The sequence below is a fragment of the Cryptosporangium sp. NPDC048952 genome (genome assembly GCF_043197895.1).
In the GTDB taxonomy this organism is placed as follows: domain Bacteria; phylum Actinomycetota; class Actinomycetes; order Mycobacteriales; family Cryptosporangiaceae; genus Cryptosporangium.
Genome location: NZ_JBICTY010000001.1, coordinates 1574044 through 1597169, shown reverse-complemented (window position 1 = coordinate 1597169; position 23126 = coordinate 1574044). Strand labels below are relative to the sequence as shown.

The following is a 23126-nucleotide window of genomic DNA, read 5'->3' as shown; positions in this document are numbered from 1 at the left end:
AGTCGGGTGCCACATGGCCAAATGCCTTTACTGGTGGTGGGGCGGGTGGGGGGCGAACCCACGACCAAGGGATTATGAGGACTCACGCGCGTAGCGCTGCACGGACCAGCGAAGACGCAGGCCGACGCACACCGTAGAGCCTCGAATACTTTGCTGTAGCCCACAGCCCCAAATCCGCATTGGATGAGAGCGCTTCGGAGCGGTTTGACTGCCCGACGCCTACCAGCCTCAGGCAGCGTCAGACGGCTCTGAATTCCTGCCGTGCGAGGAAGATGCCGGAACGCGGCGGGTGCATCGACCACGCTTCGACGACTCGCCGACCCCTTGCAGCCAGATGATCAGCGAGAGCCGAGCGAGCCGGACTTTGTAGGAGGCTCTCACCCGTGGTCAACAGGCGCGCTAGCTGGCTTGACTTTGTTGATGTGAGCGGGCAGCGCCTGGAGTCGACTTTCCAGCGCTCGATCGGTCTGGCACGAAGAAGGTTCGACGGAATCTAACAGCGCTCAGCGTTTCGCGGGCCGCGTCCTCCCTCTGTTCTGGATAGCTCGTCGCGATCACTGACGCTGCAGACGTGGGTGCTGCCGGATTCAGCGGCCCCACTGGCCCCTTCTGCGTTGGCATGCCCACCTCAAGGAGAAGGGATGAGTCGCCGCTGCATAACGTCAAGCGGCCCGCGGCGCCTCCCTCCCGTCGGAGGACCTCGAAGCGCCGCCGGCGGGCTGGCGGACGGACGCCTTCAACGCTGCCGCGACCGCTTCCGAAAACGCCGAAGAGCGCCCACGTTTCGGGGATGCCATCAGATTGCATCTACTACCCCGGTCACGGGATGACGGTCCTCTACGACCCGCCCGTGTCAGACTTTCGGGTGGACTCATAACGCCGCCCTCGGCGACCCGAAGCCCCGACCGCACTCAAGCCGGCCGGGGCTTCTGCTTCAAGAGAAGGTCTGCCCCGCCGCGGCCGTCGCCCTGGAACGATCGGCTCATGTCTGACTCCGAGAGCCGCGCCGCCGCCCGCCTCATCTTCGAGTTCGGCGTCTTGAAGCGAACCCCTCGCGCCGGTTGGGCTCACGCGCAGGTCGCTAATTCCGAGTCGGTCGCTGAGCACTCCCACCGCACGGCGCTGATCGCCGCGATCCTTGCGGCCATGGAGGGCGCTGATCCGAACCGTGCTGCGCTGCTCGGCACGGTCCACGACACCGGGGAGACCCGCACGGGGGACGTGACGAAGGTCGGGCGCCGGTACGTCGAGACCGCCGCGAACGAGCGCATTGCCATCGACCAGGCTGCAGGGGCACCGCAGTGGGTGAGCGTGTTTCTCGCCGATGCGATCTCTGAGTTCGAGGCCGACCAGACGATCGAGGCTCAGGTCGCTCGGGATGCCGACGCGCTGGAGTGCCTGATGCAGGCCGTCGAGTATCACCGTGCCGGCAATCAGAGCGTTCAGGGGTGGATCGACTCGTCGCGGGGTGCCCTCAAGACTGGCTCGGCGAAGCGAATCGCGGATGCCGCGGTGGGGATGACGACGCTGGAGTGGCGCGACTTCTAAGTCGGGATCGCACGGTTCCAAATCCTCGCGAACAGCGCTAGATTCCGCATATGGGACAAACCTATACTGCAGATGGATCCGAGTGGACCGTCCGCCAGAAAAGCATGCTGGTGACACCGTCTACCACGCGGTCCGTGTAGACCGCATCAGCAAGAAGGAGCTCCGAGTCGCCTCCACCCACACCAAGGCAACATGGGCAGGCCGAGCAGCCGCCCGTGAGGCATACCGACAAGGCTGGGCGGACGCGATCGCGAAGATGCGCGAAAGCCTGATCCAACTGGAAGGGAGTGACCCGGGGCCGATCAGCGATCAGGAGCTCGCGCAGGACGACGAGTAAGAGCCTGCGGCGAGCCGCGCTCTGGCAGAGACGGCGTTATGACCGCTTCTTAGGTGGCTCATACCCGTACTGGTCAATGAGTGCGAAGTGCTCGCGGAACTGCTCGAGGTGCTCGTCGCACAGCCAGAACCGCACAGCGAACTTGCTGTCATCGAGCAGCACGCCGAACCAGTGGACGCCCGGCTGCATGCATGGGCCCTCCTTCCGCGGGTCGGACCAGTCGGGGGCATTGGCGCCGTCGAGTGCGAGCACGGCATAGCCGGCGCCGCACCAGCGCGACAGCTATTCGGCGCTACGTTCGCTCACCACCCGATCACCCGCGACCACGGCTTCCGGAGTTTCTCGTCCTCAATTAGCGCTGCTGTTGCCGCCGCCTGAGCCAGTTGCGCCGCAGCGACAGCTCGGAGGGCGAAGATCACGTCGCTGATGCCGGGCTCTTTGACGTAGTCGGCATGGGCGATCAGGCGGGCGGCGAGGGCATAGTGGTCAGGACCTGATGACAGGCCGTGGTTCTCTCGTCAGACCAGCGTTTGGAAATTGGCGGGACTAGCGGGGCTGATGAGGGCTGCGCCAGGGGTAGGGGTCGTTCAAGTCGGGCGGTAGCGGCCGACACGACGCGATCCAAGCACACGTGATCTGGTTTGATCGTGGATTGTTCCAGTACCCGCATCGCACCACGAGGCCGTTGTAGTCGCTGGCAGGGATGTCGGCATACCAGAACTCGCCCACCTGTGGGGTGTCACCGTCCGGCAGCCGGAGGGTGCGTTCGGACGGTAGTGCGTTCTTCAGCAGGGCAATCCAGGCGCGCACGTAGTCCGCGATGTGCGGTGGGGGCTCCTCGTCCTCGATCCACTTCCTCAAGATGCCTTGGAAGTTGACGAGATCGAAGGGCGGGCCTTTCGGCACCGCGTCAGCCCGTTACTGCTCCGCAGGCCTGATCTGGCTGTTCGTCCCGGCAAAGCTCCTCCACGACACTGCGGGTGCCGGCTAGCACGGCGGCGAGCTCGGCGGAGCTGATCGCCGACATGCCGGCGTGGGAGCTTCCATCCGTGGAAAAGAACTCGCGCAGCCACTCAAGGCGGATCGGCACGCTCTCGCCAGGCCTGCGGGCAGCGTCCGCGATCTTCCATGGGGGTTCCGCCTTGGCGAGCCGCTGAAGGTCGCCGGCGGTCAGGCCGCCATACCGGGAAACCACGTACTCAATCGTCGTCAGGTCTGCGCTGGCGAGTCGATCCCAGCCGTCTGTCGCGTCCTTCTCGCGCCCCCAAACGGATGCGACTGTCGGACCTCGATCCCACGCTGATAATTCGTCGCTGAACATGGCTCGGCCAAGCATCGCGAGCTGGTGGCCTTGGGCGTAGTAGAGCAGGGCGTGCATCTTGGCGGCATCTAGGCCCGGCAAACGCTCACAAAGGGCAGCCGCCACATCCCTCGCTGTGGTGGTCATCCTCGGAGCGTATGCCCGGTCGAGGCTCCAGAAAGAGGGGTGACCGGCTCCATCGGCTGAGCGCCCGACCGGTTTGGGATCGGCCAACCGTTGGACCTGACCCGGGTCTCGGCGTGTCGCTCGGGCGGGAGTGGTAGGGGGGTCCACGAGCTGAAGTTGCACCGGTTTCGCGTCTGCCATGACTGCCCCCTCGATCGCCCGGACCGTCCACCCGATGATCCAGCGTGGACAGTGTGTGCGCAGGCGATCACTCGAGGTAGTGACGACTGTGGCGAGCGAGCCTCAAATGTTGCCGTTCCGTCGATCAAGCTCCGCCCAGAGGAACTCGCGGAAGGCGTCCGTCAGCTGGTAGCCGGCCCGGCCTAGGCCCGGGTGGTCCGCAACCGACACGTGGAACGGCCCCGCCACCCAGCTGCCCGGCGTTGGCCAAAGAGGCAGCTCGGCGGGTAGATCTTCGAACCTGGTCGCGTCGATGCGGTCGTAGCCGGCCGCGATCCGCAGCCAGATCCGCTGCTTGTCGTCGCCGAGTCGGTCAAACCATCCGCGCATCTGCGGGTCTTCGGCCATGGGGAACTCCTCCGTAGGGGTTGCCCGCTACGTCGGCGCACCCGAATGGCATCTGAGAAATAACGCCGTCACGCCGTCGTTAGTCACGCCGTGACGCTGAACCTTCGAAGCAAGTTGAGCAGAATTCGTCCCTTTGCCGCGTAACTCGGATTTTCGGCCAACCATCGTTCAGGGATCACGCCAACGCAGCACAACGCCCCCGGCCGTCGGCACGGGGGGCGTCGGTGTCCCTCAGGGTGCGAGGGTGGTGGTCAGCTAATAGAGGCCAGCACGTAATTGCCACTGCCCGCGGTGCTGTGGCGACCGCCGACTGGGCATCTGCTCGCCGCTACGTCGCCGTAGAAGAGGCCTTGGCAGTTCTGACACCAGCGCCAGTTGGGCTGCCCGACGGGGCTTCTACCGATCCGATAGTCGAAGCTCTGATAGTCGTCGTGCCCCCCGCCGGCGGGGCACACCCCCGTGTTGGCGTTGCCGCTGAAGAACATTCCCTGGCACTTGCGACACCACCGCCAGTTCCGTTGGAGCCCGGGCACGTCGACGAACGGGACGATGTAGTTCCAGCTGTCCACTGCGGTGTGTCTTCCACCGGTGGGGCAGCGGCTGTCGTTGATACCGCCTCCGTAGAAGAGACCTTGGCATCGGCGACACCAGCGCCAGCCGGACTGGTATTCGGTTGCGGCGGCTGGCTGCGCATTACCGATCAGGACGGCGGAAAATCCGATGGCGGCGCTCCCGCCGAGCAGCGCGCGTCGACTCAGCTTGCTCCGCGTGACCAGGGTGCCTGACATGACGATCTCCTCCTGTCGGACCCCGAAATACACCCCAAAATGGCATATTGGCCGCGACTTCAGTCGGATCTGCGGCGTGGTGTCGTCGACCTCCGAGGCGGTGGCTCCGCCGAGCAGTCCCGGAGCGCTCTGTCGGGTGTCAGCAGGTCGCCCCGGGGTCGCATCCGGGAACGCCGATCGTGCGCTTACTGGCCTCCCGCGACCGACCTGATCTGATCGGTCCGTGGCCGACGCTTCCCAGCCGATCCATTCGCCTCGGCGCACCTGACATAGCCCGGGTTGGCGCCGCCTGTTCGCCCGAAACAGCTACATCCCGGAGAAGCACCTAGCCGTGAAGATCCGGCAGCGCCCTGAGAGGCATGCTCTGGACGCCCGGCTGTGAAGCCTCCGGCAGGGACGCCTGGAGCCATTCCACGACCACAGGGCGGTGATCGACGTCGACCGGCTGGCCGTAGTTGTCGCGACCCTAGGTGGGAACGTCGAGAGGCTCGAGGTTCGGCCACTCCCGCCAGGGAAGTAGTCGGCGCCCCCCGTGCGGGTAGAGAAGGGGCGCCGGTCTTACCGGGTCTGCGCTGGTTCAGGACGCGGACGACAGGACTGGCCGCACGCTACCTACTTCGTAGCCGCTGCCTGCGATGGTCACTGTGCGCCATCCTTGCTGGTCACTGCTCCTCTGACCACCAATTGGGGGCAACAAGCTACGGCTTCTGCTACTGGTCAAGCTGTGGTTGCGAATACGCGGAGGTATCAGAATCAATCGGCTCGGCAGAAATCGCTGCACTCCGTGGCCCTCATGGGTGGCCTGTGCAGCTGATTAACGTCGATCCCACCGCGTATCACCGTTCGCATCCAGCCGCCCCTATCGTCGCACTCGGTTCAGGACCGGACGACGAAATGAGGAACCGAAATGCATGAACTAAGCGCGCACCGCCCGCCCGTGTCGGTGCGGGACTGGACCGCGAGTCGGCTGCTTTGGGTGGCGCTGGTAGCCGGCGCGATCGAAGCCGGCCGAACAGCCGACCGGTACTACCCAGGCGTGGGGATCGGCGTCGCTGTGGTCGGCGCGGTTGCCCTGCTGGCGGCTGCTCGAGCGGGCAGGTAACCAGGGCGGGCACCGGGGCCCGCCGCCGGCGCTTACGGCACCTGGGCGAGGATCCGCCGGACCGCGTCGACGGCCGCCGGCACCTGATTGTCGCTCAACTGCCGCACAAGGACGCGCAGTTCTTCACGGGCGCGGGTTTCGCGGACGTAGGAGCGGGCGCCGCGGCGGGATTCGATGACGCCATCGTTGCGGAGCAGCTCGAGGGCCCGGGCAGCGGTGGGGCGGGCGACGTTCCAGTCGGCGGCGAGTTGCCGTTCGGAGGTGACTTCGTCGCCGGGGTGAAGCTGGCCGGCGGCGATTTGCTGGCGGATGTGGTCGGCGATCTGCTGGTAGACCGCCGGGCTGCGTTCGGGGGTGGGCATCGGCTTCCCGGGTGAGACCCGCAGACAGTCGCGGCCCGGTCCTCCCGCCCCGACGAGCAGGTGACGCTCGGTATCGCGAGCAGGTGTGGGGCTGGTCGTCGCGACCGAGTTCTGGAACGGCGAGGAGCTCCTCGAGACCGTCGAGTCGGTGCAGCGGGCGGACTCGACGCGGCTGCGATACAGGGTGCCGACGGACGCATCCGGCTAGTGCGGTGCGTCGCCGGTGCGTCTTTGCCGCTCCGGCCACTCGGCCCCCGCGAGGGGTGTGTTCGCAGGTGGGGCGGGTGGGGCTCGAACCCACGACCAAGGGATTATGAGGACTAACGGGTGTAGCGCTGCGCGGACCAGCGAAGACGCAGGCCGGCGCGCACCGTAGAGCGTCGAATACTTTGCTGTTGCGAGTGCCCGAGTATCCAATGTGGATCAGGCGCCGTCAGGTCCGGTAGGCGTCCCGTCGGTGTGCGACATCGACGACCGTGACGACACGCGCCTTGTCGTCGATGCGATACAGGATCCGGTAGGTTCCGCGACGCGCGCTATACCGATCATCGAGCGGCGGCAGCAGCAGTTGCTTGCCTACGCGGTAGGGGTTCTCACATAGCGGTCGGGTCATGAATTCATATGCGGCGTTGGCTACCGCCTCCGGTAATCCGTCCGCCAACGCCCGTCGCACCGACGGCGCGGTCCGGAGCGTGTACCGTCCACCGGCTGCCGTCACCACGCCGCGCGGCGCTGCCGCATCACCGCAGCCAACTCATCCTCCGAAACTTCCTCGCCACGCGCCAACTCAGCGTCCGCTTCCGCCAACCGTCGGAGCATCGCCGGATCCCCCAGGACTTCGAGAGTCGCTTCCAAGCGTTCCAAGTCCTCGACCGCTATGAGAACAGCGGAGGGCCGGCCATGCACGGTCACGGTGACACGCTCATGCTGGTCGTGCACCCGTCCGACCAGCTCGGACAGGTGCGCCTTCACCTCAGCCAACGGCACGATGGTCATAGTCACAAGTATGACCAGAGCGATGCGTCCGACGGTTCGACACCCCAATCCTCATACTCCTATCAGACTTCTCCTCCTGAGGAGGATTGTGAGTCCATGCCATCCATGGAGATCGCAGCCGGACCGCTTCGTGACCTCACGTTGATAGCGAAGTCACGAAACGAAAGTCTGGGTGAGGCCGTCGCCTTCCTGATCGAACAGTTCCATCGATCGGCGACGAACGGCGCTCAGCCATCAGCGCCGCCGACAACTGGCGTCGCCATATATGCGACCTACCAGGGCGAGCGCGTCGAGGGACTGTTCGACCCCGCGACAGCTGGGCTGACCGTGACGTCCGGCGCACTCGCAGGAACATGGTTCGGCTCGCCGAGTGGCGCGGCCAAAGCAGTCGTCGCTAATCTCAAGCCAGGCGTTACGCCGAACAGAAGCGGCTATGACTTCTGGTTCGTGGCAAGCACGGGCAAGACGCTTGCATCTATCCGCAATAAGCGATGATTCAACGAAACCCAATTCGGCTCTACCCACCACGGATAGCTCCACGCGTGCGAAGAAATCGTGCGCACGACGGATGTCGTCGGTGGTGGGCCGCTGGGGGCAATGTGCAGACCGATCCATCCTACTGTCGGGAACCCCGCTACCGGCGCGTTTCCGCAGATCAGTACGGCAATGAGCATGCGGCGGACGAGCCCGGCCAAACGCTCAGTGTCGAGCCTGTGGCAGTAGACCGTCGATGAGGGCCACCAACCCTTCTCGGTAAGTGTCCTCCGTGGTGAGCCGGGTCCAGTCCGGACCGAGTCCGGCCAGGCGAGGCAGCTCGCCCGGGTCCAAGTCCGCGAAGATGCGCTCCCGCCGCGTCCGCGCCGGCGACTCCGCGCGGCGGCGGGTAGCGGCGGCCCGGATGATCAACTCGCCCGCGGTGTAATACCAAATCGAGCGATAGACGTACACCGCCCGCTCCGGTGTCGCGCCGCAGGCGATGGCACCGTCGATGATCTGCTCGACGAACCACAATGCCGCCCGGCCCAGCAGGTCGTCGGCGGTGAGCACCTCGACGACCCAGGGCACGCCGACGAGGGTGTCGTGAATCGCCGTCGCCGCCACCTCGATCCGCCGGAGGGGTTCCGACGGGAGGCTGGGACGGGGGATCTGCGCAGCGATCTCGTCCAGTAGCAGGACCAAAAGTGCGTCCCTGTCGCGGACGTGGTGGTACAGGGCCATCGGCGTGCTGCCGACCTCCTGCGCCAGCCGTCGCATCGTGAGCTTCTCGAAGCCGTCGGTCGCGATGACGGTCGCCGCTGCTTCGACGATCGCCGCCCGCGAGATGCGAGCCGGACGGCCGATGCGTTTCGGCGAGGGAGGGAGGTCGGGCATAACCCCATCATCACTCGCACTCGACATCTCGTCCGGGCCCGGGCTAGTTTATGTACGTGTATAAAAATAAGCCAATCAGCACTTTGCTCGCGGTCTGTCTCGCCCAACTGATCGTTGCGCTGGACATGGCGGTCGTGAACCTGGCGCTCCCGTCGATGAGCACCGCCCTCGGATTCGCGCCGGTCGATCTCGCCTGGGTCGTCCACGCCTACGCGCTGACGTTCGGCGGTTTCCTACTGTTAGCGGGCCGAGCGGGTGACCTGTACGGGCGTCGGCGGCTGTTTCTCGGGGGCCTGACGGCGTTCGCGATCGCATCGGGGCTCGGAGGCTTGGCTCAGGAGCCCTGGCAGTTGATCACCGCGCGTGCGGTCCAAGGAATCGCGGCCGCAATCGTCGCACCGTCGGCGCTGGCGATGCTCACGGTCACGTTTCCGGAAGGTGCCGCACGCACCCGCGCACTCGGCCTCTGGAGCGGAGTGAACGCGGTCGGCGGCGCCTTGGGCGTACTCGCCGGTGGCCTGCTCACCGAGTACGTCGGCTGGCGTTGGGTGATGTTCGTCAACGTCCCGATCGCGACCGGAGGGCTGCTGCTGGCCTTGCTGGCCACGTCCACGGATCCGCGGCCCGCACGAAGGGGACGATTGGACGTGCCCGGGGCCGTACTGGCCACCGCCGGGAGTGGTCTGCTGGTGCTGGGGGTCGTCCGGACCGATCGGCTGGGATGGGGGTCGGCGCCGACGATCGGGACGCTGCTCGCCGCAGTGGCGCTGCTCACCGCCTTCCTCGTCCTGGAAACCCGGGCATCCGAACCACTCGTCCGGCTCGGCCTGTTCAGCAACCGGTGGGTGCTCGGCGCCAACGCGTTCGTCTTCCTCGCAGCGGCGGGCCAATTCTCCGCGTTCTACTTCGTCTCCCTCTACCTCCAGCAGGTCCTCGACTGGTCCGCCGCGACGACGGGCGTCGCCTTCCTGCCGTTCTCAGCAGGAACCGTCGCGGGTGTCGTCCTCGCCACCCGGCTCACCAGCGGCTCGTCGCCACGCGGCACGCTGATCGCCGGGAGCTTGCTGGCAGCGACGGGGCTCGGCTGGTTCTCGCTGATCGACGTCGCCGGAACCTTCGTGGGTAACGTGCTCGGCCCCTCGCTGATCACCAGCGTCGGCCTGGGGATGTGTCTCGGACCGGTCGCCGCGGCCGCTCTGACCGGTGTCCGCCCGGCCGACGCCGGGATGGCGTCCGGACTGCTCAACAGCGCCCGTCAACTGGGCGGATGCATCGGGCTCAGCTCACTCGCGACCCTCGCCGCGCACTCCGCCGGCCACACGCCCACGCCGTCGCGGCTCACCGACGCCTATGCCCTCGCGCTGACCGCAGCGGCCGCGTTCCTGCTCCTCGCGACCGTGGTGGCCCTAACCGTTCTCCCCCTCACCCGGCACCGCCGGAACCCGCCCGTCCCGGACACCGCGTCCACCCTGGAAGGAGCTCCGTCATGAACCCCATCTCCATCGATCTGTTCGACACCGGCATCCATCTCCGCGCCGGCGGAAACGTCACGGCCGGACCACGCGTCATGGACGCGGGAACCGGCGGCTGGCAGGTCGCCGCCTACCACCTGGAAAACAATGCGGACGCGCATGCCGACCATTGGGAGATCCACCCGGAAGCCGAGGAGCTCGTCGCGGTCCTCGCCGGCTCGTGCCAGCTCTACTTCCGGCCCCAGAGCCCAGGCGAGGCCGAGACGGCGATAGCGCTGTCCGCAGGCCACGCGGTAATCGTTCCGCGTGGGCGTTGGCACCGACTGGAGCTCGACGGGCCCACCGACACAATGTCAATCACTCTCCGCGACGGCTCGCGGCTGGAGAAGCGGTAGTGGCGGGGCGACGCCATTGAGACCACGTTGGCCTTCGGCGTGCCGCACTTCGGAGGCCAACGTGGGCCGCGGCGTTGGATGTCGCGCGAGCTCTCAGGCGACCTCTTGAGTGAGACGGGGGGTGGGGCGGGTGGGGCTCGAACCCACGACCAAGGGATTATGAGGACTAACGGGTGTAGCGCTGCGCGGACCAGCGAAGACGTAGGCCGGCGCGCACCGTAGAGCGTCGAATACTTTGCTGTAACGCAGGGCTTGAAATCCACATCGGACTGACGCGCTAGCGAGTCGGTTCGTTAGTCACTTGTCGCCGAAGGCGTCCCCAAGGATGCGGTGCACCCTTGGCGGCACATCATCGTGGGGGAAAGCCTCGGCCCACACTGCCAACATCTGCTCGACGTCGGCGAGGTCGAGGTGCATGACCAGAAAGCGCTGTCATCAGCATCCCGGCTTCTGGCGCGAGCACCTTCATCGCTTGGGGTACTCCGGCGACCGCCAGCCGCCCTTAGCCTCCAGGGGGCCGAAGACCATCGCCGCGTCAGGGCCACCGCCCGATGCCACATAGCTGCTCGTCTGCTCGTTCAGCCACTATGAGGGAGACCCAGCTTATCCGCTACTTGCGCGCCGGCAGAGACAGGCCGACGCCGCACGGCGCCTCACTAGGTCGGGCCACCGACCCCTAACCTCGGCCAACGGCACCATCGCCATGACCAGAGGTCTGACTAACGCGCCTGCGGGAGACAACTGCCTCGCGGCTTGCACGCCGCTCCTCCCCGAGGACACTAACTAGTCATGCAGGGCATGAAGTAGGAGACAACATGCGACAGACGTTGTATCTCAGCAAAATTCCACGATCGGAAGGAAAAAAGCACCTTCATGCCCGAGAGCATCCAGGCGCCGACGTCAAGCGACGCCGCCTATGAAGACTTTTATCGAGCGAACCATGCACACCTGATTCGCTTCGCGATCGCATTGGGAGCATCAGTCGATGATGCGCAGGATTTGGCACAAGACGCATTGATTGCGACGCTCACGGGATGGTCCAACATACTGGAACCAGTTCCCTACACGAAGACAGTCGTTCGGCATATGTTCTTTCGCATGCGCCAAACGCGGCTCCGTGAGTCTGAAGCCTATTCCACTCTGGGACGCCGACCCGCGCCGCAGAACGGCAGCCTCCACGAGGAGAAGGAGTATGTGCTTAGCCTACTGAACGACCTACCACATCATCGACGGCAAATACTCGCCCATCTCGTCGATGGTTATGCTCCTCGCGAGATCGCTGAACTCTTAGGCAAAAATCCGGCTACCATTCGCTCTCATATTCGTCACGCACGCAATGCATTGGCTCGGCATACGCCCCAGCCCAAATATCGGCGGCCGACAGGTCAAGTAAATTCCGGCGTCGAGAGGTGGACCCACCGGACCGATCAAGGGTCACAGAGCGAGCCTCCGGAGCCCAGCCTCGATGAAGCTCCCCTGCCAGGGAGCGCGCAAACTAGCCCGTCGATGCAGCGGGTGGAACTCGAACCCACGGCCAAAGATCTGGACTAATGGGTTTAGCCCTACACGGACCAGTAACGACGCAGATCGGCACAGGCCGTAGAGCGTTGAGTACCTCGCTATTGGGCGCTCACCAAATCCATCGTAGACCGACTCAGTCATGCATCGATCCCACGCATGGACGTGTTCGGCCGTGTCGAATGGCAGGCGTACGGACCCCCACGATGCGCTACTGCCTCCTAGATTCATACAGCGCGCGGATGGCGCCAAGCGTCTCGCCCGTTCGCGCAACCGACCAGAAAACCCAGCCGTTCGTTCCTTTGACTCCCGCCGGCAAAACATCCCTCTGCGCTGCCGTCGGACTAGCGAAGAACTCTCCGCTTCCAGTATCGAGCTGGCCATCCGCTCTCACGGTCGCTTCAAAAGTTTTGCCACGACGGCGCGCCGTTAAACGCTCACCAGTGGCAATCAAACGCGCCCGTTGTAGGTCTGCGATGCCTACGCCGTAGTTTCGTCGGTTCCGCTTCGCCGAGGCATCCGTAGCCGAGCTGAGTACAGCGAAATTCTCTGTCGACCAGACTCGTTCAAATATAGCACGGTATAGAGCCTGACGCCTTTCGACTACTTCTCCCACCGCGTCCCCAGACCTGAATGGCTGGAACAAATTCTTCATTTTTTGATTAGCCACAAACCTAAGAAAGCGAGCGTGTCCCTTATCGTACATGGCTTCGTGAAGCGACGCGGCAAGCGTGTTTTGACTAAGATAGGCCGCAGTCTTCTTATCGAACGGAAGACCGCCAAGACTAGAATTATCGAGACCATCCAGCAGAACTAGTGCACCAAGTCGTGCGCGCAGCGCCAACGATCCACTGCCAGGATCATATACACCGGGCTTTCTAGTGAACAGATGCTCAATCTCGTAATGTCGCACAACCTCGCTATTGCCCAAGTAACCCTCAATGTCCGGTTCTTTTTCCATGCCAGCTTCCACCCACGCAGTCAGTCGGGTCAGCAGATAAAGAACCAAGCTTCGATTACTAGCGCGATATTGAAGGGTGTCGAGGCGATGGGCATCGGCCACGTGCCGACTCGATTCATCCTTTAGGAGCTTGCGTAAGCCGTCTTCGGATTCCGTTAGACGCGCCCGCCCTAGCAGATTTTCGATGACCTTAGGAACCGATTCATGGTCTGCTGGATCGTCGATGGCGCGCATCACGAACAGGAAGTCAATAAACTCAGCTACTAGCCGCGCCTTTCGTTCCTTAGTCGCTCTAGAGTCGAGAGGTTGGACGGCCGCCAGCACTAAATCGAACTGACAATTGATTCCATTGAAAGAGTTATAACGGACAGCTTCAAGCCCTTTTGTCAGCCGTCCTTCAGCCTTGAGAAGGGTCACATAAATTTCGGATAAGGGCAATAATGTTTTCGCGAAGAACTTAGCGCGCTGCCCCTTCCGGCCTTCTGGCCATAGCCTCGACTCCTCAAGTTTCACCCAATCGTGAGTTGACGTGTCCAGTGCGATGCCATCCACTCTGTAAGGTTGAAGTTCGGGGAACTGGGCACGAAACGCGGACTGAAGAAAGGACAAGGCGGCACCTTTCTTTACGCGCTCGATACTTGCCACCATGTTGTGCCATTGACGGTCCAGTCCTTGTTGAGTGCCCGGCGCGTCGCCTAGGAGGTAAGTCTTCAGATAGTCGAGCGAAGTCAAATTCACGCCCGTGCCATTCATAGTCTGAAACATCTCGCGTGCACGGTCGCGATCACCAGCTGACAGCGTCACGACAGAAACCCTATACAGAAGCCATTCAACAAAGAGAGCTAAGTTCTCGCCACCCAGATCGATCGGAAAGCTCTCAACTATGTGACTGTACGCCAGTTGGACGCGATGAATATCTGGTGACCCATCGTCGGGATAGCCTCTACCGGCAACCAAGGCATCAAAGAGATCCTGATATTCTTCCAGATCAATTGCGTAAGAATGGTTGCCAAGTTTAGCCGTTCGAATAAGACCATCGAGAGTTCGCCATTGATCGACACAATCATCGCGCTGCGACGTCAAGTGCGAGAGATATATTAATAGAATGAAAAGGGTGGTAAGACGCTGTTGACCATCGGCGAGATAGGTGCAACCAGCGTCCTCCCAGATAATCATACATCCGAGAAAGTACGGATCATAAGAAGCAACGTCTAACGTGGTGTCTCGGGAATCGTGCTGACTCGTAAACTTACGCTCCAAGTCTGCCACGAGTCGCTGTACTTGGTCCTTCTCCCAGACGTATTCGCGCTGGAAATCGAGCAGTCTAAATGGTCGCCTCATGAAAAGATCGTGTATATCGTGCGAGTCACCCCTAACTATTGCTAGCGGATGGCCGGACCTACCCCCTGCGAGTAATGCCATCATCAAGGCCGCGACTGCGCCACAACCCGAGCTTTGACAACCACCGTATCGTCACCCGCTCCATTCCACACGAAACCGGGGCGAGCGACCGTTACGAGCTCCCCCGCCTTGAGTCTCGAGGAATCGATCGACTCATGCCGATCGGAATCGAACTTGGTCGTGTCCCCTGGCTGGTTGAACCGTGATATGTAGGCGCGGTCGGCATGTTTCATGATGAAATCCACTACATCGACGGCGCTCGCGCCGTCGGCCTGGCGAGCTCCAACCTCTGCCGCAATGCTTGCCAGCAGAATCGCTTTGCCAAGCTCACGTTGTCGCGCCCAACTGCCCTGGCTGCGCGGGCCCGAACTCTCAGCAATCGCTAGGCTGTCTGAAACGTTGTCCACGTACGCATGCGTGAGCCACGACGGGATCCGCTTTAAAGTAATCTCTGCCAAATTTCCTAGTGATGCTGCAGACTCTTCCGCTTCAATCCGCCACTCATACCTGTTGTTCGGTGTTTTCTCGATATGCGGATGCAGGCGCAGGTAGGGTTGAGACCTCTTCCACCACCGGTCGACTTCGACCGGCCCGACGCCGGCATCCGCAATCAACGCCTTGATTTCCCGTGCCCCGACCGGTGTCGATGCTGTCCGAATGACCTCGATGAACGCTAATCCCGGTTCGGTCGCGAACTGCTTCACGATCAACTTGCGATCCACTTGAACCCCCTCAACATCTCCAACAGAGACACGGCGGATCGGTCGACCTGGACGGAGCCACTCTAAAGGTTGAGTCCGAGCTCATCTGTGGATTGTGGAATATGGGATTGCGATTGAATCAGTGTGAGAGTTGAGATAGCCGCGAAGATTGAGGTTGGCAGACATTAGCGTCGTTGGCGTGCTCGGTGATCAAGACGCCTCGCACGGATTGTCGACGAGATGTCCGATACGTTGATTCCTTCTTCGCTTCTGGTTGGAGCGGGAAGCGAGCGCCATGAGGCAGGCGCCGCGCGACGTCGGCTCGCCTGGGACGGTTCTCGGTTACCGCACTGACCAATTCATGCCGCCGCACCGCCTAAGCGGTCAATCGTCGCGTCTTCGCGGTTGGCGCATAGCGCGCCTGCGTACCGCCCGCAAAGCGAGGGCTGAAAAGTAGGCGCTCCGGGCCGCCGACGCACGCTTAGCTCGCTCCTCCGGCGGTAGCTCGCCGTCCGGATCCACCTCGCGTTCGAAGCGGCTCATGAACTTCCGTCGCGCGGCCTCTGTTCGTGCGGTCCGATCTTCGACCCGTGCCCAGAGGCTGTACGCCCCGATGCGGGCAATAAGGGCTCGCTGTCGGGCCAGAGCCTCGCGCTGTTGATCCGACTGTTCCGCCGTCGGTTCCTCCTTTCGTCGTTACTTCTTGTGATCGTCTCCGTCTCGCTCGTCTCGTCTCCGCTGGATGTGTCTCATACGCGCAGGCGCGCAAGACGGCGGAGACGAGACGTTGGGCGAGACAAGAGACAACTACTCGGCGTTAGCGAGTAGCGCGCCACCGGCCACGCTGGGCTTGGGTGGCTTGGCGCTGGCGAGCCAGAGCGGACAGCTGTCGATAGACCCACGCCCGGGACATTCCGGTGACCTGGATCAGCTCGCCGATCTCGGTTCCTTCCTCGGGCGCGCCAGCGAGGGCGTCGCAGAGCTTCTGTTCGGCGGTCGTCGTTTTCTCGTTGCTTTCGCGCTGAGCCGGGATCGTCGGAGACGGCACTGCGGACGGCTCAGGCGGAGGCTGCTCGACATGGGGGCGCTCGGCTAGATCACGTGGGCGGACGGGTGCGTGAATGGCAGCCAGCCCGCTCACGGCGTCGTCGGGCAGCCAATAGGCGCGCGCCGGACGAGGCTGGACGTGATCGGGGTCGGAGATCAGCAGCTTTCCGGGGGCGTCGAGGGACTGGGCGTTCCAGCCGGCTGTGTTCATGCCCTGTCCGAGGATCAGGTCGACGTCCCGGGCTTCCCGGACCCGCAGGCAGATCCGGACGTCCATCTGGGACCGAATCGCGCCGCCTTGCATAGCCTTCTGCGTCGGCCGCTGGGTTGCGGCGAGCAGCGTGACGCAGACGGCTCGTCCGCGGCGGGCGAGCGAGTCTGCCAGCGGCCCGGCGGCGGCGGGGAGTTCGGCCCACTCATCTACGACCAGGACGAGCGCGGGACGGGCCGGGCGGGGTTGCCAGAGCCGTTGGCTGGCGGCGGCTTGTTCAGCCGCACGCCGATCCAGCTCCGCTACGGCGTCCCGCAGCATCCGAACCGCCTGGTCCGGCTCCACAGCAAGCCGGGCGAGGCTGGGCATCCACGGCAGGAGCTCCATGCCTCCCTTCAGGTCGATGCCCCAGACCAAGACGTCCGGGCAGGCGACCAGTCCAGCCAGCAGCACGTTCAGCACACCGGACTTGCCAGCGCCGACCACTCCCCCGATGAGCGCATTGCGGTACGCGAGGCGCACCGCTAGGGCAGTCGCGTCCTCGAACACGCCCAGCGGGAACGGACGCAGGATCGAACCGCGCCCGGTCGGCTCCGGGTACGGGATCGACCTGGCGAGCGGGTCGACCTGCATCACCCGGACGATCGCGCGGTCGGCCCGTACCGGGTCGGCCTCGATCCGGACCGAGCCGGGTCGTGCGCCGAGCCCGGACTCGATCCCGCCGGCCGCCCGGACCGCCTGCTGAACGGTCTGGCCACGGCGCAATGCCAGCCGTACGACGTACCCGAACTTGCCGACGGTCGCGGACGCGACCTTCGAGCCGGTCAAGCCGATCTGGTCGGCTACGCCGGGCCAGGCCGACAGCATCCGGTCGACCTGGATTCGAGCACGACGCCGCCGGTGCACCCACCACGGGACCGCGCCGGCGAGAGTGAACAGCAGGCCGAGTCCGGGGATCGGTCCGGTACCGGGTCCGGCCGTGATCGTGGCCGAGAGCCAGGTTCCGGCGAGCGCGACGCACAGCGCCGCGTAGGCCCGCTCGATCCGGCGCGGCAACCAAGACCGACGGACGACCGCCCAGCGGGAGGGCAGTAGTACGAGAACGAGTACGACGACCCAGGCGCTCACCGCGATCGGCAGCGCCCAGCGCGGATGGGTGTAGTGCCAGTACCAGCCCGCCACGGTGAGCGCTCCGGCGATCACCAGCGGAGCCAACTCGGACCGGTACCGCCACACGGTCCGCGAAAGCGCGTGGACCGTCTTGACGACGAGGAAGAAGGCGAAGCCTAGAAGTATGCCGACCAGGGAGGGCGGAACGAACCCGATCCCGAGGCCGTATCCGTAGCGGTCGCGGTGGCGCCCGGTCATCGGGACTCACCGCCGTGCGGGTCGGATTCGTCGGATAGCGGGTGGCCAATGGGCGCGGGTGGGAGTTCGTCGCGGAGGTACCAGAGCGGATCGGCTTCGCCTTCTGCGTCGGCCAGGAGCGCGGCACGGGCGGCGGCTACGAGGTTTGCGTGGTGCCGCTGAAGGTCGGTCAGACGCTCTTCAAGGCGCGTGAGTTGATCGTCGAACTCATTGGCGCTCGGGACGCGAGGGAAGCACTGGGTTCGGTGGGCGGGCTCTCCGTCGGGCGTCGGGGTGTTCTGTGTGTCGTTCAGCGTGTACCTCCGTTCATCGGTGGGTCGGTCCGGCGGGTCGGGAGGGCGTCGGTCCGGGGTGTGGTCATCGCGGTCACGTGGTGTGCCTTTCTGGTGCGAGTTGCTGAGTGGATGCGGTAGAGGATCGCGTGGAAGGCCGGGACGGGATCACCACGTGGTGGGACATGCTGGGGATGTCTTTGGGGCGCGGAAGTCGTCCCATGACGTCCGGCGGCCCCGAGCCGTCCGAGTGGGTCATCGGGGACGGTGGGTTCGGCGGAGCCAACGGGCACGAGCGCGGCACTTGCGGCAGCTCCCGAACCGGTCGGCGGTGGCACCGCAGGCATCGAGGATCGTTCAATCCACATGGGCGTCGGACCATCGGCGGTCTCCAATCGGTCGAGCTCGGTACAACGTAAACGTAGTACGTTGACGTTGTACAACTAACGTACTACGTTGCGGCAAGAGCCTCGATTCCCGTCGCGCTGGGGACTAGAAGCGGACTAGCTCGGACCGCCGACCAGCGGCGCGAATGCCGACGGACCGCGTCGGGACGACACAACTAGAGAAGGTGTGGCCCATGCCGCGCGAGAAGGCGACCCGTCCGCGGATCACCACGCCTGTCCCCCGCTGGCGACAGGTGGCGGACTATCTCCGGGACGGCATCCTGTCCGGACAGTTCCCGGCCGGGCAGCCGCTACCGTCCGAGGAGGCGCTTGCCGGGGAGTTCGGGGTGTCCCGACCGGTGATCCGTCAGGCCGTCGCCACTCTCACCGGAGAGGGGCTCGTCTCAGTCCGACGCCCGTTCGGCGCGATCGTCCGCGACCCGCACGCACGTCCCGCGCACGCCGAAGACCGCAGTCTGACCGCCGACTACGCCGAGCTTGGCGCAGCAGAGTGGACGATGATCGGCAAGCCGGTCTACCTGCGAGTCGACGCCACCGCAGCGCACGCCGACCTGCTGACGGGAACATACATCGGGACGCCGATGCTCACCCGCGAAGCGCTCTACGCCCACGACGATAGGCGTCGATCGGCTTGGCTGGCGGTGCCGTTCCCGGTCGCTGCTGAGTTGGACGCGCCTTGGCAGAAGCGCTCGCACCTTCCCGAGCCGGCGGAGGCCTACCGGTGGCTCGCAGAGCAGGGACACTCGTTGACGTTTCAGGACCACGTCCGCGCCCGCATGCCCTTCGGGGACGAGACCGCTTCCCTCGGAGCGAAGCCCGGCATTCCCTTGCTGGTCGTCTCGCGCGTGTGCGCGGTCGCTGGTCGGCCCGCAGTGCTGGAGGAAACACGCGTCCCGGCCGATCAAAGTGAATTCCTCTACCCGATGACAGGTGGCCCCTCTTCCTCCTAAGCCCGCTAATCTCAGGCGAATCGGGCGATTGGAAGGAAGTTTGCGCCGTGCGCACTGTGCAGCTGAGGACGTACACGATTCGGCCGGACCGGTTGGACGAGTGGGTGGAGAAGTGGCGGACCAAGGTCGTCCCGCTGCGTAAGGAGCTGGGCTTCGAGATCGGCGGGTCGTGGGTCGACCGGGAGCGCAACGCGCATATCTGGGTGATCGCCTACGAGGGCGAGGAGACCTTCGAGGAGGCGAACAAGCGCTACTGGTCCACCTCCCAGCGCGACGACCTCAATCTCGATCCGTCCGAGTACATCGTCGAGGAGGACATGCGCGTGGTCGAGGAAGTGCTGTAGCTACTCGTCGTCGGCCGGGAGCAGATGCTCCCGGCGCTCATCTGCCGTCAGACCTCGGAAAACACGTTCACGTGCTGTCCGGGTAAGCGAGTCGAGGTCGACGTCGGCCGCCCAGATCCGGGCGGTGCCGTCCGCCGATCCGCTCACCACCCGTTCTCCGTCGGGTAGCCAGGCCAGCGCTGTCACGGCGTCGCGGTGCACGCCGAGGATCTGCTCCGGCTCGTCGCTCTCGACGTCCCATCGACGGACGGTCCTGTCGTCGGACGCGGACGCCAGCCTCCGGCCATCCGGTGACCACGCCACAGCGCGCACTCGCCGTTCGTGCCCCGTCATGGTTCGGACCGGCTAATTCCCTGCTCCGGGTTCCCAGAGCCGGATCGTCCAGTCCGCCGAGCAGGTCGCGAGGTGCTGTTCGTCGGGTGCCCAGCTCACGCCGTCGACGTAGTTCTGGTGTCCGGTGAGCACGAGTGGTGTGTCCGGGTGTTCGAGGTCCCAGACGCGGGCGGTGCGGTCGTCGGACCCGGACGCGAGGAACCGGCCGCTGGGTGACCAGGCGAGCGCTCCGATCCAATCCGTATGTCCGCGCAGTGTGAGCAGCGGCGTCCGGTCGCGGGTGTCGAGGACCTGGATTGTGTTGTCTTTGGCTCCGCAGGCGAGGCGTGACCCATCCGGAGACCAAGACAGGGATTCGAACGGCACACCGTCCGCGACGACGCGTGCGGATCCTGCGGCCGTATCGAGAAGGTGCGTGGTCCCGTCCTGCAACGCCACCGCGACCACGGCTGTCGTAGGGGACGGGGCGACAGCCACCACGGGTGACTCGAACGGGTGCATGATCGGGCCTTCGGGTGCCCAGCGACGCACACTGCCGTCATCGGATCCGGTGACCACGGTTCCGCCCTCGTCAACCGCGACAGCGGTCACCGGGGCGGTGTGTCCGACGAGGGTCGTCCGTTCGGCACCGGGCGGTTGGAGTGCCCAGATGCGCGCGGTGGCGTCGGCCGACCCCGTGAGTACTCGCGTGCCATCAGGGCTGACGGCGGCATGCCACACGGTCTGGTCGTGGCCGCGGAGCGCGGCGACTTCGCGGAGCCGAATCGTGTCCCAGACTCGGACGGTGGCATCCCCGAGGGCATAGACGAGGCGCGTTCCGTCCGGGGTCCAGGCCACCGACCAAATGATGTCCGGATGCCCACCGACCGACCGGCGTTCCGTGCCCGTTGCGGCGTCCCAGATGCGCACGGATTCATCGGCGGATCCGGTTGCGATCCACCGGCCGTCCGGGGAGAACGCGACCGCTTCGATGAAGTCGAGATGTCCGACGAGAGTGACCGCTGGCTGTCCGGTGCCGACATCCCAGACAATGACGGTTCGGTCGTGGGACGCGGAGACCAGCCGTGTCGAGTCAGGGCTCCAGCTCAGCCCCCAGACGTCACCACGGTGCCCCGTCAGCGTGGTGCGGAGGTCCCACGAGTCGGTGTCCCAGACCCGGACGCATTCGTCTCGACTGCTGGCGGCCAACGCGCGTCCGTCCGGGCACCATACGACTGTGCGCACGAAGTCCGGGCACTCCAGCACCGCGATCGGATCGCCAGTCGTGGCGTCCCAAATCCGGGCGGTGGCGTCCCTACCCGCGGTCGCAACTTGTGCTCCGTCCGGCGACCAGGCGATGCCGTCGACCATCCCGTCGTGCCCGGCCAGAACGTGGGAGACGGTTCGCGTGGAGGTATCCCAGATGCGCGCGGTTCCGTCGCGCGATCCGGTGGCCACTGTAGTCCCGTCCGGAGACCACGCGACCGCACGGACAGCGTCCGTGTGGCCGGACAGCACCGACTCGGCATGGCTGAACGCCAGCGCGGACATCAACGCGCGCGCCGCGATCGGCGTCCGTGCGCAGTCGGCCAGCGCCGCCGTCGCGAGCAGGACTGCGAGTTCCGGATATCGGTCGACGTTGGCCAGGGCGTAGCGGCCTACTGACGTCGACACCCGGCGCAGGAAGGCGCTGTCTCGCCGCCTGGAGGCATCCACCAGCGCGCGCGGCCCGGGGACGTCCTGCCCCGCAGTGGCCATCGCATCGAGCCACTGACCCGCCAGCGTGAGGCGTTCGCCCGTCAGCAGGTAGTCATCGCTGCGGCCGGCGCGTTCCCAGTCGGTGGCCCAGCGCTCGAGTTCGGTCCGTCGGGTCAGGTGTTCGGCGCGGGTCCGAACCTCCTGCCGCAGCGGCGCCCACTGGCGGAAGAGCGCTTCATGAGCGACGTGGACGAACGCCCTGCCGTCGGCGGCGTCGGTAGTCAACAGACGCGCGTCAACGAACGCTTCCACGATCTGCCGCTGATCGGCGTTCAGCTCATCCAGCGGCACGCGGCGGCGGGTCGGTTCGGTGCCGTCCATCGCGACGAGGCGCAGCAACGCGGAGAGGATCGCGTCGGAGTCGTACCGGTCGCGGAGTTCGGCGAGGACGAGGTCGGCTTGCCGGGCGAGCGCTCCGGCGACGCCACCGAGCGCGTCATAAGTCTCGCGGGTCGCCTTTCCTGCACCCTTCCCCTTGCCGGATCGAGTGGCGAGGTACAGCTCTTGCAGGACGTAGGCCAATAGCGGGAGCGCGTCCGGGGTGCCGGTGTCGTCGGCGATCCGGGCGACGAGCCCGTCGTCGAAGGTCATTCCAGCCAGACGAGCGGGCTCCTCGATGACAGTCGCGATCTCCGCCCGGCCGATCGACCCCAGCGCGACCGGCGCCCCGAACAGCTCCGGGTGCTCGCCGGCGAGCAAGTCGTCCAGGAATTCCAGCCGGAGCGTGGCCAGAACCCACAGACGCCGGTCCGACGTCATGGCGTGAACGATCTGGTCAAGGAACAGACGGCGGTCGGCGGGGCCGGAGAGCGTGACGAGTTCTTCGAGCTGATCGAGGACGAGCAGAACCCGGCCGTAGCGGTTGCCGTGCTCGCGACGCCACTGACGCACGGCCCGCATCAGGGCGTCCGGATCGTGGCGGAGGTCGTGCAGGTGGGATGGCCGCTCGCCTCCGGCGAGCGTGACGAGTAGCCCTGCGAGCCCGCCGAGTGGTTCGCCGGCCGGAACCAGCGTCGGGAGGACACTCCAACGACTCGTCCGTAATCGGGGAACGACACCGGCATGGACGAGAGACGATTTGCCGCTTCCGGACGCCCCTGTCACGCAGACGAAGCGGTCCTGTGCGTCGGCCGTTGCCTCGTGAAGGCGACCGATGAGTTCCTTGATCTGGGCTTCGCGACCGAAGAACACGGCAGCGTCGTCTTCGTCGAACGCGGCTAGGCCTGGATACGGCGCCCGGTCGGACTGCCACTCCGGGCGTTTCGTGCGGGGGCTCTCCCACCAGAGCACCGCCCCGTTACCGACGACGAGGACGAACAGCAGGATGATCAGGCTCGGGGTGGCGATGTTCTGGATGGCTCGGGCCACCGCGGAGTCTTCGGCTGCGTTCGCGGCGAAGTTGGCGGTGATCTCCAGCAGGATGCCGACCAGCAGCAACGACAGTTGCAGCGTCGTCGACGACGAGCGGCGTTGCCGCAACTGTGCCTCCCG

General features: G+C 65.1%; 23 protein-coding genes and 1 pseudogene. 11 read left to right on the top strand and 13 right to left on the bottom strand.

Annotated elements, in window-relative coordinates; all coding sequences use genetic code 11:
- Positions 1–984 precede the first annotated feature (984 nt).
- Positions 985–1548, top strand: a complete 564-nt coding sequence (locus ACGFY5_RS07585) for an HD family hydrolase (RefSeq protein ID WP_392718375.1) — start codon at positions 985–987, stop codon at positions 1546–1548.
- Between the two features lie 82 nt (positions 1549–1630).
- Positions 1631–1885, top strand: coding sequence for a hypothetical protein (locus ACGFY5_RS07580; RefSeq protein ID WP_392718373.1), 255 nt, complete (start codon positions 1631–1633; stop codon positions 1883–1885).
- Between the two features lie 36 nt (positions 1886–1921).
- On the opposite strand, the gene ACGFY5_RS07575 is transcribed toward ACGFY5_RS07580, so the two are convergent.
- From ACGFY5_RS07575 to ACGFY5_RS07555, 5 genes are all read right to left on the bottom strand, one after another.
- Positions 1922–2074 (bottom strand): hypothetical protein, encoded by a 153-nt coding sequence (locus ACGFY5_RS07575; protein ID WP_392718371.1) that lies wholly within the window; start codon positions 2072–2074, stop codon positions 1922–1924.
- A gap of 357 nt (positions 2075–2431) precedes the next feature.
- A complete protein-coding gene (locus ACGFY5_RS07570) occupies positions 2432–2746 on the bottom strand; it encodes a hypothetical protein (RefSeq protein WP_392718369.1) in 315 nt (104 codons plus the stop codon).
- A gap of 49 nt (positions 2747–2795) precedes the next feature.
- The gene (locus ACGFY5_RS07565; protein WP_392718367.1) at positions 2796–3332 is read right to left on the bottom strand and encodes a Panacea domain-containing protein; all 537 of its coding nucleotides are present in this window, start codon (positions 3330–3332) and stop codon (positions 2796–2798) included.
- 282 nt (positions 3333–3614) lie between these two features.
- Complete coding sequence (locus ACGFY5_RS07560) at positions 3615–3899, bottom strand: hypothetical protein (protein ID WP_392718365.1); 285 nt, start codon at positions 3897–3899, stop codon at positions 3615–3617.
- A 251-nt stretch (positions 3900–4150) separates the two neighbouring features.
- On the bottom strand, positions 4151–4687 hold the full coding sequence (locus tag ACGFY5_RS07555) for a hypothetical protein (RefSeq protein WP_392718363.1): 537 nt from the start codon (positions 4685–4687) through the stop codon (positions 4151–4153).
- Positions 4688–5594: 907 nt separating this feature from the next.
- Here ACGFY5_RS07555 and ACGFY5_RS07550 point away from each other — a divergent pair.
- On the top strand, positions 5595–5789 hold the full coding sequence (locus tag ACGFY5_RS07550; protein ID WP_392718361.1) for a hypothetical protein: 195 nt from the start codon (positions 5595–5597) through the stop codon (positions 5787–5789).
- A gap of 32 nt (positions 5790–5821) precedes the next feature.
- Here ACGFY5_RS07550 and ACGFY5_RS07545 read toward each other — a convergent pair whose 3' ends face one another.
- Positions 5822–6151, bottom strand: a complete 330-nt coding sequence (locus tag ACGFY5_RS07545; RefSeq protein ID WP_392718359.1) for a GntR family transcriptional regulator — start codon at positions 6149–6151, stop codon at positions 5822–5824.
- A gap of 85 nt (positions 6152–6236) precedes the next feature.
- Between ACGFY5_RS07545 and ACGFY5_RS07540 the strand changes: the two genes are divergently transcribed.
- Positions 6237–6359 carry a hypothetical protein gene (locus tag ACGFY5_RS07540; RefSeq protein ID WP_392718357.1) on the top strand — a complete coding sequence of 41 codons (123 nt, stop codon included), beginning with the start codon at positions 6237–6239 and terminating at the stop codon, positions 6357–6359.
- Between the two features lie 225 nt (positions 6360–6584).
- Here ACGFY5_RS07540 and ACGFY5_RS07535 read toward each other — a convergent pair whose 3' ends face one another.
- Both ACGFY5_RS07535 and ACGFY5_RS07530 read right to left on the bottom strand, forming a co-directional pair.
- Positions 6585–6824 (bottom strand): type II toxin-antitoxin system RelE/ParE family toxin, encoded by a 240-nt coding sequence (locus ACGFY5_RS07535; protein WP_392718355.1) that lies wholly within the window; start codon positions 6822–6824, stop codon positions 6585–6587.
- 41 nt (positions 6825–6865) lie between these two features.
- Entirely contained in the window at positions 6866–7147 is a 282-nt protein-coding gene (locus ACGFY5_RS07530) for a type II toxin-antitoxin system Phd/YefM family antitoxin (RefSeq protein ID WP_392718353.1), read from the bottom strand.
- 105 nt (positions 7148–7252) lie between these two features.
- Here ACGFY5_RS07530 and ACGFY5_RS07525 point away from each other — a divergent pair, with 105 nt between their 5' ends.
- Positions 7253–7642: a hypothetical protein gene (locus ACGFY5_RS07525; RefSeq protein ID WP_392718351.1), complete on the top strand. Its 390-nt coding sequence runs from the start codon at positions 7253–7255 to the stop codon at positions 7640–7642.
- Positions 7643–7846: 204 nt separating this feature from the next.
- Here the strand turns inward: ACGFY5_RS07525 and ACGFY5_RS07520 are convergent, their stop codons facing one another.
- Positions 7847–8518: a TetR/AcrR family transcriptional regulator gene (locus ACGFY5_RS07520; protein WP_392718349.1), complete on the bottom strand. Its 672-nt coding sequence runs from the start codon at positions 8516–8518 to the stop codon at positions 7847–7849.
- Between the two features lie 50 nt (positions 8519–8568).
- Between ACGFY5_RS07520 and ACGFY5_RS07515 the strand changes: the two genes are divergently transcribed.
- The 3 genes from ACGFY5_RS07515 (at position 8569) to ACGFY5_RS07505 (ending at position 11936) form a co-directional block, all read left to right on the top strand.
- Complete coding sequence (locus ACGFY5_RS07515) at positions 8569–10008, top strand: MFS transporter (protein ID WP_392718347.1); 1440 nt, start codon at positions 8569–8571, stop codon at positions 10006–10008.
- Complete coding sequence (locus ACGFY5_RS07510; RefSeq protein ID WP_392718345.1) at positions 10005–10385, top strand: cupin domain-containing protein; 381 nt, start codon at positions 10005–10007, stop codon at positions 10383–10385. Before ACGFY5_RS07515 ends, ACGFY5_RS07510 begins: the two co-directional genes overlap by 4 nt.
- 873 nt (positions 10386–11258) lie before the next feature.
- A complete protein-coding gene (locus tag ACGFY5_RS07505; protein ID WP_392718343.1) occupies positions 11259–11936 on the top strand; it encodes an RNA polymerase sigma factor in 678 nt (225 codons plus the stop codon).
- Between the two features lie 178 nt (positions 11937–12114).
- Here ACGFY5_RS07505 and ACGFY5_RS07500 read toward each other — a convergent pair whose 3' ends face one another.
- The 3 genes from ACGFY5_RS07500 to ACGFY5_RS07490 all read right to left on the bottom strand — a co-directional run bounded on the left by ACGFY5_RS07500 (position 12115) and on the right by ACGFY5_RS07490 (position 17592).
- Positions 12115–14205, bottom strand: a complete 2091-nt coding sequence (locus ACGFY5_RS07500) for a DUF262 domain-containing protein (protein WP_392718341.1) — start codon at positions 14203–14205, stop codon at positions 12115–12117.
- Between the two features lie 83 nt (positions 14206–14288).
- Positions 14289–14987 (bottom strand): hypothetical protein, encoded by a 699-nt coding sequence (locus ACGFY5_RS07495; protein ID WP_392718339.1) that lies wholly within the window; start codon positions 14985–14987, stop codon positions 14289–14291.
- Positions 14988–15783: 796 nt separating this feature from the next.
- Entirely contained in the window at positions 15784–17592 is a 1809-nt protein-coding gene (locus tag ACGFY5_RS07490; RefSeq protein WP_392718337.1) for an FtsK/SpoIIIE domain-containing protein, read from the bottom strand.
- Positions 17593–17633: 41 nt separating this feature from the next.
- On the opposite strand from ACGFY5_RS07490, the gene ACGFY5_RS07485 reads away from it, so the two are divergent.
- From ACGFY5_RS07485 to ACGFY5_RS07475, 3 genes are all read left to right on the top strand, one after another.
- Positions 17634–18005: a hypothetical protein gene (locus ACGFY5_RS07485; protein WP_392718335.1), complete on the top strand. Its 372-nt coding sequence runs from the start codon at positions 17634–17636 to the stop codon at positions 18003–18005.
- Positions 18006–18444: 439 nt separating this feature from the next.
- Positions 18445–19221: a GntR family transcriptional regulator gene (locus ACGFY5_RS07480; protein ID WP_392718333.1), complete on the top strand. Its 777-nt coding sequence runs from the start codon at positions 18445–18447 to the stop codon at positions 19219–19221.
- 47 nt (positions 19222–19268) lie between these two features.
- Complete coding sequence (locus tag ACGFY5_RS07475) at positions 19269–19565, top strand: NIPSNAP family protein (RefSeq protein ID WP_392718331.1); 297 nt, start codon at positions 19269–19271, stop codon at positions 19563–19565.
- Here ACGFY5_RS07475 and ACGFY5_RS07470 read toward each other — a convergent pair.
- Positions 19566–23114 (bottom strand): annotated as a pseudogene (locus tag ACGFY5_RS07470) (AAA family ATPase).
- Between the last annotated feature and the right edge of the window lie 12 nt (positions 23115–23126).

Bases quoted from the DNA above. Each gene is read 5' to 3' on its own strand.
- ACGFY5_RS07585 (WP_392718375.1), top strand. From the start codon at position 985: ATGTCTGACTCCGAGAGCCGCGCCGCCGCCCGCCTCATCTTCGAGTTC.
- ACGFY5_RS07575 (WP_392718371.1), bottom strand. From the start codon at position 2,074: ATGCAGCCGGGCGTCCACTGGTTCGGCGTGCTGCTCGATGACAGCAAG.
- ACGFY5_RS07565 (WP_392718367.1), bottom strand. From the start codon at position 3,332: ATGACCACCACAGCGAGGGATGTGGCGGCTGCCCTTTGTGAGCGTTTG.
- ACGFY5_RS07560 (WP_392718365.1), bottom strand. From the start codon at position 3,899: ATGGCCGAAGACCCGCAGATGCGCGGATGGTTTGACCGACTCGGCGAC.
- ACGFY5_RS07555 (WP_392718363.1), bottom strand. From the start codon at position 4,687: ATGTCAGGCACCCTGGTCACGCGGAGCAAGCTGAGTCGACGCGCGCTG.
- ACGFY5_RS07550 (WP_392718361.1), top strand. From the start codon at position 5,595: ATGCATGAACTAAGCGCGCACCGCCCGCCCGTGTCGGTGCGGGACTGG.
- ACGFY5_RS07545 (WP_392718359.1), bottom strand. From the start codon at position 6,151: ATGCCCACCCCCGAACGCAGCCCGGCGGTCTACCAGCAGATCGCCGAC.
- ACGFY5_RS07530 (WP_392718353.1), bottom strand. From the start codon at position 7,147: ATGACCATCGTGCCGTTGGCTGAGGTGAAGGCGCACCTGTCCGAGCTG.
- ACGFY5_RS07525 (WP_392718351.1), top strand. From the start codon at position 7,253: ATGGAGATCGCAGCCGGACCGCTTCGTGACCTCACGTTGATAGCGAAG.
- ACGFY5_RS07520 (WP_392718349.1), bottom strand. From the start codon at position 8,518: ATGCCCGACCTCCCTCCCTCGCCGAAACGCATCGGCCGTCCGGCTCGC.
- ACGFY5_RS07515 (WP_392718347.1), top strand. From the start codon at position 8,569: ATGTACGTGTATAAAAATAAGCCAATCAGCACTTTGCTCGCGGTCTGT.
- ACGFY5_RS07510 (WP_392718345.1), top strand. From the start codon at position 10,005: ATGAACCCCATCTCCATCGATCTGTTCGACACCGGCATCCATCTCCGC.
- ACGFY5_RS07505 (WP_392718343.1), top strand. From the start codon at position 11,259: ATGCCCGAGAGCATCCAGGCGCCGACGTCAAGCGACGCCGCCTATGAA.
- ACGFY5_RS07500 (WP_392718341.1), bottom strand. From the start codon at position 14,205: ATGAGGCGACCATTTAGACTGCTCGATTTCCAGCGCGAATACGTCTGG.
- ACGFY5_RS07490 (WP_392718337.1), bottom strand. From the start codon at position 17,592: ATGACCGGGCGCCACCGCGACCGCTACGGATACGGCCTCGGGATCGGG.
- ACGFY5_RS07480 (WP_392718333.1), top strand. From the start codon at position 18,445: ATGCCGCGCGAGAAGGCGACCCGTCCGCGGATCACCACGCCTGTCCCC.